This is a genomic window from Blastococcus sp. MG754426 (assembly GCF_021699055.1).
Lineage (GTDB): Bacteria > Actinomycetota > Actinomycetes > Mycobacteriales > Geodermatophilaceae > Blastococcus.
In genome coordinates this window covers 57,628-68,043 of sequence record NZ_SSXC01000009.1, presented here as the reverse complement: position 1 = coordinate 68,043, position 10,416 = coordinate 57,628, and the positions used below count along the sequence as shown (strand labels likewise).

The 10,416-nt window shown below is 76.3% G+C and carries 12 protein-coding genes; 7 read left to right on the top strand and 5 right to left on the bottom strand.

Annotation, left to right across the window (positions count from 1 at the left end; genetic code table 11):
* Positions 1–183 precede the first annotated feature (183 nt).
* Positions 184–627, top strand: coding sequence for a nitroreductase family deazaflavin-dependent oxidoreductase (locus tag E9549_RS05980; protein ID WP_236825632.1), 444 nt, complete (start codon positions 184–186; stop codon positions 625–627).
* Positions 628–639: 12 nt separating this feature from the next.
* Here the strand turns inward: E9549_RS05980 and E9549_RS05975 are convergent, their stop codons facing one another.
* Positions 640–1,701, bottom strand: coding sequence for a winged helix DNA-binding domain-containing protein (locus E9549_RS05975; RefSeq protein WP_236825631.1), 1,062 nt, complete (start codon positions 1,699–1,701; stop codon positions 640–642).
* Between the two features lie 37 nt (positions 1,702–1,738).
* Entirely contained in the window at positions 1,739–2,503 is a 765-nt protein-coding gene (locus tag E9549_RS24050; protein WP_236825630.1) for a TrkA C-terminal domain-containing protein, read from the bottom strand.
* Between the two features lie 56 nt (positions 2,504–2,559).
* Here E9549_RS24050 and E9549_RS05965 point away from each other — a divergent pair, with 56 nt between their 5' ends.
* From E9549_RS05965 to E9549_RS05955, 4 genes are all read left to right on the top strand, one after another.
* Positions 2,560–3,141 (top strand): bifunctional 2-polyprenyl-6-hydroxyphenol methylase/3-demethylubiquinol 3-O-methyltransferase UbiG, encoded by a 582-nt coding sequence (locus tag E9549_RS05965; protein ID WP_236825629.1) that lies wholly within the window; start codon positions 2,560–2,562, stop codon positions 3,139–3,141.
* A 57-nt stretch (positions 3,142–3,198) separates the two neighbouring features.
* A complete protein-coding gene (locus E9549_RS23225; RefSeq protein ID WP_255714984.1) occupies positions 3,199–3,321 on the top strand; it encodes a hypothetical protein in 123 nt (40 codons plus the stop codon).
* A 105-nt stretch (positions 3,322–3,426) separates the two neighbouring features.
* On the top strand, positions 3,427–3,723 hold the full coding sequence (locus tag E9549_RS05960) for a three-helix bundle dimerization domain-containing protein (protein WP_236825628.1): 297 nt from the start codon (positions 3,427–3,429) through the stop codon (positions 3,721–3,723).
* 42 nt (positions 3,724–3,765) lie between these two features.
* Positions 3,766–5,385, top strand: coding sequence for an ABC-F family ATP-binding cassette domain-containing protein (locus tag E9549_RS05955; RefSeq protein ID WP_236825627.1), 1,620 nt, complete (start codon positions 3,766–3,768; stop codon positions 5,383–5,385).
* A 46-nt stretch (positions 5,386–5,431) separates the two neighbouring features.
* Here the strand turns inward: E9549_RS05955 and E9549_RS05950 are convergent, their stop codons facing one another.
* Both E9549_RS05950 and E9549_RS05945 read right to left on the bottom strand, forming a co-directional pair.
* Positions 5,432–6,268, bottom strand: coding sequence for a DUF4190 domain-containing protein (locus E9549_RS05950; protein ID WP_236825626.1), 837 nt, complete (start codon positions 6,266–6,268; stop codon positions 5,432–5,434).
* Between the two features lie 128 nt (positions 6,269–6,396).
* Complete coding sequence (locus E9549_RS05945; RefSeq protein ID WP_236825625.1) at positions 6,397–7,614, bottom strand: alanine racemase; 1,218 nt, start codon at positions 7,612–7,614, stop codon at positions 6,397–6,399.
* Between the two features lie 104 nt (positions 7,615–7,718).
* Between E9549_RS05945 and E9549_RS05940 the strand changes: the two genes are divergently transcribed.
* Positions 7,719–9,056: a D-arabinono-1,4-lactone oxidase gene (locus tag E9549_RS05940; RefSeq protein WP_236825624.1), complete on the top strand. Its 1,338-nt coding sequence runs from the start codon at positions 7,719–7,721 to the stop codon at positions 9,054–9,056.
* A gap of 24 nt (positions 9,057–9,080) precedes the next feature.
* Here E9549_RS05940 and E9549_RS05935 read toward each other — a convergent pair whose 3' ends face one another.
* Entirely contained in the window at positions 9,081–9,971 is an 891-nt protein-coding gene (locus E9549_RS05935) for an oxidoreductase (protein WP_236825623.1), read from the bottom strand.
* Between the two features lie 172 nt (positions 9,972–10,143).
* Between E9549_RS05935 and E9549_RS05930 the strand changes: the two genes are divergently transcribed.
* Positions 10,144–10,368 carry a DUF2892 domain-containing protein gene (locus tag E9549_RS05930; protein WP_236825622.1) on the top strand — a complete coding sequence of 75 codons (225 nt, stop codon included), beginning with the start codon at positions 10,144–10,146 and terminating at the stop codon, positions 10,366–10,368.
* Positions 10,369–10,416 lie beyond the last annotated feature (48 nt).

Here is a 10,416-nt window from a genome sequence, read left to right as displayed (position 1 = left end):
CCCCCGAACCCGCCGCCGCCCCGGAGGTCCCGGACGCCCGACGTGTCGAGGCCGGCTCCTTCGCTGTACCGCATCCCGTGCTGCTCCTCCCGCCGTCCGGCCGGGTGCACGCTGCCACCGGGCTCCGCGCGCCGCGACTCGGGTCGCCGCGCAGCACCCCCGCGCCGGCCCTAGATTCGGGCCATGCCGCTGGAGGGTGAGTACGAACCGAGCACGCAGCAGTGGGTGCGCGACCAGGTGGAGCGCTACGAGGCGACCGGTGGACGCGAGGCGAACACGCTCCGGGACACGGGGCTGCCCGTGGTGATCTTCAGCACGCGGGGGGCGAAGTCCGGCAAGGTGCGCAAGCAGCCGCTGATGCGCGTCGAGCACGACGGCGTCTACGCCATGGTCGGCTCTCAGGGCGGGGCGCCGACCGACCCCGCGTGGGTGGCCAACCTGCGGGCGCACCCCGACCAGGTCACCGTGCAGGACGGCCCCGAGCCGTGGGACGGCGTGGCGCGGGAGATCTCCGGCGCCGAGCGCGACGAGTGGTGGGAGCGGGCGGTGGCCGCCTACCCGCCGTACGCCGAGTACCAGCAGAAGACCGACCGGCGCATCCCCGTCTTCCTGGTCGAACGCCGCTGACCCGCGGGGCCGTCACGGCAGCGCGGCGGCCAGCCGCGGGACGGCCTCGGCGACGGTCGCGTCCCACCCGGTGAACGGCTCGGCCTCGACCGTGCGCGCGGCGCCGCGGCCGGCTCGCCGCCACGTCCCCGTGACCCGGCCGTCGACGACCACGGTCGGGCGGAAGACGCCGTTGCGCCCGGGCACGATGCGCTCGGCGTGCGCCGGGTCCAGGACGGCCTCCCGGTCGGCGTAGCCCAGCACGAACTCGTCGAACCCGGGGAGCAGCAGCGGTGCGCGGGCGGCCTCCCGGTGCGCCGCGCAGCGGTCGAGGGTCTCCGGGTCGAGGTACTGCTCGGTGCCCTCCACCTCGACGCGCGCCAGCCGGTCCCGGACCGCGTCCAGGCCGGTGCGGACGTCGCGCACCGTCGTCCCCGCCCAGCGGACCAGGTCGTGCACCGTGGCCGGGCCGTGGCCGAGGAAGTACCGCAGCACCAGTTCGGCGAGCGCCTCCTCGCGGGCGAGCCGGCGGGGCCCGCGGACCCACTCGTCGAGCAGCACGAACAGCTGCTCGCCGTCCTCCGTCGGCCCCAGGCACAGCGTGCCGGTCTGGGCGAGGAACCACAGCAGGTGGTAGCCGCGCTGGCCGGTCGTCGCCACCCCGCCCTCGTCGACGGCCGCGAGCAGCGCCCGGCGGGTGAGCCGGCGGCCGCCCGAGAGCGCGGCGACGGCGAGCTCCCGGGCCCGCTCGGCGTCGGCGTCGGTCAGCCGCAGGGCGGCGCGCCGCCCCGCCAGCCCGGCGAGCGCACGGGGGCCGAGGAGCTCGAGCATCCAGGGCAGGTCGCCTGCGGGGACCAGGTGCAGCGTCCCCCGCATCGGCCAGGAGCGGACGACGGCCCCGGTGTCGAGGGCGTGCAGCACGGCGGCGCGGTCCCGGGCCCGCGTGCGCAGGGCCACCGAGGTCACCGCGCCCGGGAAGTCCTGGCCCTGCACCGCCAGGAGCCGGTGCACCGCCGCGGCGGCGTCGGTGGCCGGCGGCCCGGCCAGCCGCTGGGCCACCAGGCGCAGGAGGGCCACGTCGTGCAGGGTCGTCACGGGCCCAGCGTGGCAGCGGGGTACGACACCGCGGGCCTCACCGCCGTCGCTCGACGACCTCCACCGGCGGCGTCGCGGCGTGCCAGGCGCGGGAGCGCTCGCTGGCCTGCTCCCCCTCCTCCCCGTGGAGCCGCTCGGTGATGTCGTCGAGGACCGCCTGCCGCCCGTACAGCGCCACGACGTCGCCGGTGCGCACCTGCAGGTCCACGCTCGGCGCGCCCATCCACGTGCCGTCGTCCCGCTCGACGCCCAGCACGGTCACGCCCTCCTCGGGCAGCCGGAGCCGGCCCAGCGGCCGGGAGGAGATCCAGTCGCCGTCCCTGACCGGGACCTGCACGACCTGCCACCGGCCGCGCAGGTGCAGCAGCGCGGCGTAGTCCCGCACGTCGAGGTCGGCCACCCGGCTCAGGAGGCGTTCGATGATCCTCCGCAGCACCCGGTCGACCCGGTCGTTGCGCGAGAGCCACAGCAGGCCGGCCATCGAGGCGACGATGACGACCGTCCGGCGCACCCCGCCGCCGGTGGAGTCCACCCCCGCGTAGCTGAGGATCAGGGTGCCCAGCACGGTCACCGCACCGGCGCCGCTCACCAGCATCAGCACCATCACGATCCGCCTGCGCACCGGGTGGGAGACCACGGCCTCGGCCTCCGACGTCGTGAAGCCGGTGCCCGTGAAGGCCGAGCGGGCCTGGAACCGGGCGTGCCGCAGGGACATGCCGGTCATGGTCAGCGCCACCGTGGCGATCCGGGTGACGAGCAGGCCGAGCGTGACGATGACGACGAGGGAGACGACGGCGGCCACGCACCACGCTTACCGCGCCCGGGCGCGGGGGGCGACCCGGCTGCCACACTGCCGGCGTGCGGGCAGAGGACTGGGACCGGCGGTACGCCGAGCAGGCGCAGTGGTCGCCGGGGCCGAACGACCTGGTGGCCGACCTGCTCGCCGACGTCCCGCCGGGCACCGCCGTCGACCTCGCCGCGGGCGAGGGCCGGCACGCGCTCTGGCTGGCCGGCCGCGGGTGGGCGGTGACCGCCGTCGACTTCTCCGACGTGGGGCTCGACCGCGGCCGTACCCGCCCCGGGGCCGAGCGGGTGAGCTGGGTGGCCGCCGACGTGCTCACCTGGTCGGCCGGGGAGGGATCGCTCGACCTGGTGCTGGTCGCCTACCTCCACCTGCCGCAGGAGGAGATGACGCCGCTCCTCGCCCGGGCGGTCGGGTGGCTCCGCCCCGGCGGCCGGCTGCTGCTGCTCGGGCACGACGTGGCGAACCTGACGGCCGGCGTGGGCGGGCCGCAGGAACCGTCGATCCTGCACAGCGTCGACCGGCTGGCCCCGGTCGCCCGGCTCCTGGACGTGGACCGCCTGGAGCAGGTCCGCCGGGCCACGCCGCAGGGCACCGCGCTGGACACGCTGCTCTGGGGACGGCGCGCGGCCCGCTGATCCATCCGGCGGCGCACGGCCGAGCAGCCCCCCCGGGCGGTAGCGTCGCCTGTCGTGATGGGCATGGGTGGGGCCGGCGGGCCGGAGTCCGAGCGCCGGCGGCGGCTGGTCGCCGCGGTCGTGGTGCTGGCGATGCTGCTGGCGGCGGGCGCCACGGTGCTCTCCATCGTGCTGGGCTGAACCCGGTCAGGCCTTTGGGCCCTGGCGACCCCGGCGGCGGACCGGCACCGTGTGGGACGCCGAGGCCGCTCCGGCCCGGTCACCCTCCGGAACCGAGGACCGCCGATGACCCTGGTCGTCCCGCCGAGCCCCTCCGGCCCAGCCCCCGACGACCCGACCGGCCCGGCGGCAGCGCCGGCCGGTCTCCTCCACGACCGCGGGCGCACCGGCGCGCACGGGGACGACGCCGTCAGCGCGGCCGTCGTCCGGCTGAGCGGGGAGTACTCCGGCCGGATCGGGCACCGGGCGGTCGTCCGGGTGGTCCGGGACTGCCGGCGCGACCTGGGCGGGTCGCCGGTCGGTGCCCTCCCGGAGCTGGTCGAGCGGCTGGCCCGGTACCGCCTGGACCGGTGCATCGGCTGAGCACCGCCGGAAAGCGGTTGCCCGCCCGGGCAGGATGAGCCCGTGGGCTACGTCGACGTGACCGGTGTCCGGCACACCCTCTCCGACGGGCGGGTGCTGCTGGACGACGTCTCCTTCCGCGTGGGCGAGGGGGCGCGCGCGGCGCTGGTGGGCGAGAACGGTGCGGGGAAGACCACCCTGCTGCGGATCATCGCCGGCGACCTGCTGCCCGAGGCGGGCTCGGTGGCCCGCACCGGCGGCCTCGGGGTGATGCGCCAGTTCATCGGGGCGGTGCGGGACGACACGACCGTCCAGCGGTTCCTCGTCGACCTCTCGCCGCCCGCGGTGCGCGCGGCCTGGGACGCGGTGGAGGCCGCGGAGCTGACGCTGATGGAGAGCGACGACGAGCGCGCGCAGATGGCCTACGCCGACGCGCTGGCGCAGTGGGGCGACGCCGGCGGGTACGACGCCGAGGTCACCTGGGACACCGTCACGGTGGCGGCGCTCGGCGTGCCCTACGAGCGCTGCAAGTACCGCGAGCTGTCCACGCTCTCCGGCGGCGAGCAGAAGCGGCTGGCGCTCGAGGCGCTGCTGCGCGGGCCGGACCAGGTGCTGCTGCTCGACGAGCCCGACAACTACCTCGACGTGCCCGGCAAGCGCTGGCTGGAGGAGCGGCTGCTCGAGACGACGAAGACGGTGCTGTTCGTCAGCCACGACCGCGAGCTGCTGGCCCGGGTGGCCGACCGCGTGGTCACCGTCGAGGGCGGGTCGGCGTGGGTGCACGGTGGTGGCTTCGCCAGCTACCACGAGGCGCGCACCGCACGGCACGACCGTCTCGCCGAGCTGCGGCGGCGGTGGGACGAGGAGCACGAGCGGCTCGTCGAGCTGGTGAAGACCCTCCAGCAGCAGGCGAAGAACTCACCGGCCATGGCGTCGAAGTACTCCGCGATGCAGACCCGGCTGGCCAAGTTCGAGGCCGCCGGGCCCCCGCCGGACCGGCCGCCGGAGCAGAAGGTGGCGATGCGGCTGCGCGGCGGGCGCACCGGTGTCCGGACGGTGATCGCCGAGCAGCTGGAGCTGACCGGGCTGATGCAGCCGTTCGACCTCGAGGTCTGGTACGGCGACCGCGTGGGCGTGCTGGGCGCCAACGGGGCGGGCAAGTCGCACTTCCTGCGGCTGCTCGGTGGGCAGGAGGTCGCGCACACCGGGTCCTGGCGGCTGGGGGCGCGCGTCGTCCCGGGGCTGTTCGCGCAGACCCACGCGCACCCGGAGTGGCAGGACCGGACCCCGGTCGACCTGCTGTGGCACGGGGAGCCCGGGCGGCCGGGCGTCGACCGCGGGCGCGCGATGTCGGTGCTGCGCCGGTACGGGCTCACCGAGGCCGCCGACCGGCCGTTCCGCACCATGTCCGGTGGCCAGCAGGCCCGGTTCCAGATCCTCGCGCTGGAGCTGTCCGGGGCCACGCTCCTGCTGCTGGACGAGCCGACCGACAACCTCGACGTGCTCTCCGCGGAGGCGCTGGAGGAGGCGCTGGCGGCGTTCGAGGGGACGGTGCTCGCGGTGACCCACGACCGCTGGTTCGCCCGCTCCTTCGACCGCTTCCTGGTGTTCGGCTCCGACGGCCGGGTGTACGAGTCCGCCGAGCCGGTGTTCGACGAGGCGCGGGTCGCCCGCGCCCGGTGAGGGCCCGCGCACGACGGCGGCCGGTCGGCCGCCGTCGTGCGACCGGTCAGCCCAGCGCGTAGAAGACGCGCTCGTCGGAGCCGAAGCTGATGGTGGGCTCCACCGACAGCTCGGCACCCGCGAGAGCGGCCGGCGGGACGTCCATGCAGAACTGGAAGGTGTCCGTGCCGCCCGGGTTGAGGGTGGGGGCGTTCATCGCGTCGTCGGGCAGCAGGGCCATGCACTCGGCGTCGCTGTACTGGCGGTTGTCGTTGCCGTGGACGACCGCGGTGAGGTCCATCCCCGGGAAGCCTTCCTCGGCACCGGTGTAGGTGGCCGTCAGCTGGACGACGACGTACTGGCCGTTCGTCGCGGGCTCGTTGAACTGGTTGCCGGCGGCGGCGATGGCGTTCCCGTCGAGCTCGACGGCGTCGACGATGACCTGGTAGTCGCCGACCTGCGCCGGCACGCCGAGCGGCACGGTGTCCGCGACGGGTGCCTCCTCGGCCCCGGCGGGGGCGGCGTCACCGGCCGGCGGCGCGGAGACCTCGTCCCCGGCGCGGTCGAGCTCCTCCTGCACCTCGTCGATGACGTCCGCGTAGAACGCCTGGGTCGCGAAGACGACGACGATCGCGAGCACCGAGGTGACCAGGCCGGTGACGGCCATGCCGGTGCCGCCGTGCGTGCCCCGGCGGGCGCGGAGCAGGGCCGGGATGCCCAGGCCCAGGCCGACGACCGCGATGACCGCGGCCACGTTGTTGACGATCGGGATCCAGCTGAGCAGCAGGGCGATGATGCCGAGCACCATCGAGGCGATGGCGAGCCCGGCACCCTTCTTGGCCGGCGGCTGGAAGGCGGGCGGCGGGCCGTAGTACTGCGGCGGCGCCTGCGGGGGGTAGGACAAGACGACTCCTTCGACGATGCATTACCGGGCGGGACCGTATGGGTCCGGCAGGCGGGCGCACGCGCATGCGGAGTTCCGACACCCGCGGCGGGCCCCAGCCGTCCCAGGGGCCCCTGCCGAGCCGTCCGTCAGCCGAAGGAACGGCCCTCGCCGCGGTAGGTGGGCAGCGCGTCGACCACGGCGCCGCCCTCCACCGCGTGCAGCACGTCGACGTGCTCGCAGAGCTCCCCGGCCTTGGCGTGCCGGAACCACACCCGGTCGCCGGTGCGCAGGCCCGCGGTGCCCGGTCCGCGCAGCGGCGTCTGCACCTCGCCGACGCCCTCGCCCGCCAGCCAGCGGAGCCCCGCCGGGAAGGTCGGCAACGGCAGCCGGTCGGCCCCCGGCGGCCCCGAGGCGATCCAGCCACCACCGGCCACGGTGACGACGCCGGGCGCCGGCACGCGGGTGACCGGGACGGCGAAGAAGGCGGCGGCGCGCCCGGTGAAGGCCCGGTAGCCGTCGAAGAGGGCGGGGGAGTAGAGGCCCGAGCCGGCTGCCACCTCGGTCACCGCGGGCTCGGCCGCGGTCCGCTCCAGGCTGCCGGTGCCGCCGCCGTTGACGAACCGCAGCGGCGCCACCGCGGAGACGGCGGCCACCACCTCGGCGCGCCGGTGCGCGAGCTCCCGGGCGGAGACGGCCTGCAGCCCGCGCACCGCCAGGCCCCGGAGGGGACGGCGGGCCGGTGCGTCCTGCAGCCCGGCGATCTGCGCCTCGTACGCCATCAGGCCCACCAGTTCCACGCCGGGGCGGTCGACCACCGCGCGGGCCAGGGCGACGGCCTCGCCGGGGGAGTGCACCGGCGACCGCCGGACCCCGACGTGCACCCGCCCGCCGGCGGCGCGCAGGGAGGCGTCGACGTCGAGGCACACCCGCAGCGGCGGCCGGGTGCCGGGCGGGACGACGGCGTCGAGGAGGTCGAGGTGGTCGACCGAGTCGACGACCAACGTCACCCGGTCCGCTGCCTGCTCGTCGGCGGCGAGCGCGCGCAGCGCACCGGCGTCGACCGAGGGGTAGCCGACGACGACGTCGGTGCTCACGGCGTCGTCCCCGCCCGCCAGCCAGAGCGCCTCGCGCAGGGAGTAGGCCAGCACCCCGGAGAAGCCGGGGCGGGCGAGCACCCGGCGCAGGACGCCCCGGCACCGGACCGACTTGCTCGCCACCCGGACGGGCCGGCCGGCGGCCCGGGCGACCAGGTCGGCCGCGTTGGCATCGAGCGCGGCGAGGTCCACGACGGCGAACGGCGCGTCGAGCGCCGCGGTGGCGGCCTCGAGCGCCGCGTGCCGCCCGGCGGCGGGATCCGGCCTCATCACGGCGCAGCGTGCCCGGTGCCGAGCCGGGCGGGCAAGAGCTCGCGGGCGGTTGACCACCGGGGAGGCAGCCGCCAGAGTCCCCGTTCGACGGAGGGAGACCGGTGACCGAGCTGCTGGACCGGACCGGGGTCCGCACGCGGTGGCGCAACTGGGCGGGCAACCAGCGGGCCGAGGCGACGGCGGTGCACCCCCGGTCGGTCGACGAGGTCGCCCACGTGCTCACCGCGGCGGCCGCGGGGGGGCGCCGGGTGCGGCCGATCGGCAGCGGGCACTCCTTCTCGGGCATCGGGCGGCCCGACGACGTCCAGCTGGTCTGCGACCGCCTGTCCGGGGTCCGGTCCCTCACCGACGACGGGCTGGTCACCGTGGGTGCGGGCACGACGCTGCACCGGCTGGGCGCCGAGCTGCTGCGCCGGGGTTGGGCGCTGACCAACCTGGGCGACATCGACCGGCAGACCGTCGCCGGGGCGCTGGCCACCGGCACGCACGGCACCGGGGCGCGGTTCGGCGGGCTGGCCACCCAGGTGCGCGGCGTCGAGCTGGTGCTGCCCTCCGGGGAGGTGCTGACCTGCGACGCGGAGCGGCACCCGGAGGTGTTCGCCGCCGCGCGGGTGGGCCTGGGGGCGCTGGGGGTGGTGACGGCGGTGACGCTGCAGGCCGAGCCGGCTTTCGCGCTCCGCGCCACCGAGGGGCCGGGCGCCCTCACCGCGGCGCTGGAGGGCTTCGAGGAGCTGATGACCTCCACCGACCACGTCGAGTTCTACTGGTTCCCGCACACCGACGCGACGCTGGTCAAGCGCAACACGCGCGTCCCGCTGGCCGACGGGCTGGCCCCGCTGCCGCGCTGGCGCGCGGTGTGGGACGACGAGGTGCTGGCCAACGCCGCCTTCGCCGGGGTGGTGGCCACCGGCCGCCGGGTGCCGGCGCTGGTGCCCGGGCTGGCGCGGGTCTCGGCGAAGGCGCTGGGCCCGCGCTCGTTCACCGACCACTCCCACCGCGTCTTCGTCAGCCGGCGGCGGGTGCGCTTCCTGGAGATGGAGTACGCCGTCCCCCGCGCCGACGCCCCGGCGGTCCTCGCCGAGCTGCGCCGGGTGCACGAGGCCGCCGACTGGCGGTCGGCGTTCCCCGTGGAGGTGCGGCTGGCCGCGGCCGACGACGTCCCCCTGTCGACGGCGTCGGGCCGGGACACCGCCTACGTCGCCGCGCACGTCCCCGCCGGCGCCGAGCCGGGGGGCTGGTTCGCCGCGCTGGAACGGATCGCCGGGGAGGTGGGCGGCCGGCCGCACTGGGGCAAGCTGCACGGCCTGGACGCCGCGGCCCTCCGTGGGCGCTACCCCGGGTTCGACGCGTTCGTCGCGCTGCGGGACCGGCTGGACCCCGGTGGGGTGCTGGGCAACGAGCACCTCGACCGGGTGCTGGGGCCGGTCCCGCGGCCCTGAGCGGCCGGCGCCGGTTGCCCGGGGTCAGCCGGCGGGGTCGGGCTCGCCGGTGCCGCCGATGCGGTCGAGCTCGGCCAGCTCCTCCGGGCCGAGCACCCGCGCCGCGGCCTGGAGGTTCTCCTCGAGGTGCGCGACCGACGAGGTACCGGGGATCAGCAGCAGGTTGGGGGAGCGGGCCAGCAGCCAGGTGAGCGCCACCTGCTTCGGCGTCGTCCCGAGCCGCCGGGCCACGGTCTCGAGAGCGGCCGACTGGAGCGGGGTGAAGCCGCCCAGCGGGAAGAACGGCGTGTAGGCGATGCCCTCGCGGGCGAGGGCGTCGATCATCGGGTCGTCGTGCCGGTGCACCAGGTTGTAGTGGTTCTGCACGCACACCACGGGCGCGATCGACTGGGCCTCGGCGAACATCTGCGGCGTCACGTTGCTCACGCCGAGGTGGCGGACCAGCCCCTCCTGCTGCATGGCCGCGAGCGCCTCGAAGGGCTCGGCGAGCGAGCGCTCCACCGGCTCGGCGAAGCCGGGCATGCGCAGGTTCACCACGTCCAGCGCCTCCACCCCGAGGTGGTCGATGTTCTCCTCCACCGCCCGGCGGAGGTCGTCGGGGGCGAGGGCCTCGGGCCACCCCCCGTCGGCGTCGCGGCGGGCACCCACCTTGGTGACGATCACCAGGTCGTCGGGGTAGGGGTGCAGGGCCTCGCGGATGAGCTCGTTGACGACGGTGGGGCCGTAGTAGTCGCTGGTGTCGATGTGGTCGACGCCCAGTTCGACGGCGCGCCGCAGGACGGCGATCGCGGCCTCCCGGTCGGCCGGCGGCCCCATCACGTGGGGACCGGTCAGCTGCATGGCGCCGTAGCCGATGCGGTGCACCTCCCGGTCGCCGAGGCGGTAGCTGCCGGACTTCTCCGCGGTGGTGGTCATGTCCCGCCCCCTACCCCGGCAGAGGTCGGTGCGACTCCTGCGGGCGGCCGGCGCTGACCGACGGCCCCGGCCCTGGCGTTCGAAGGTCCCGCCGGCTCCGGTCCTCGGGCACTGACCCGCACCGCTCGGACCCGCCAAGGTGGAGGCCTCGGGGGCTCGTGGAGGAGGACGCATGAAGCGGAACATGGGCACCACCGACCGGGGGATCCGCGCCGTCGTCGGCATCGGGGCTGCCGTCACGGCGCTGCTCACCGGAGCCGGCTCGGCCTTCGGCATCGTGCTCTGGGTGGTGTCGGTGATCATGCTGGTCACCGCGGCGGCCGGGTACTGCCCGGTCTACACCGCCCTGCGGGTGAGCTCGGTCGGGGGCCTCCACCGGGAGACCACGCGGGTCTGACCGGGCGGCGCAGGGGCGTCACCGCACTGCGGTGACGCCCTGCGACGT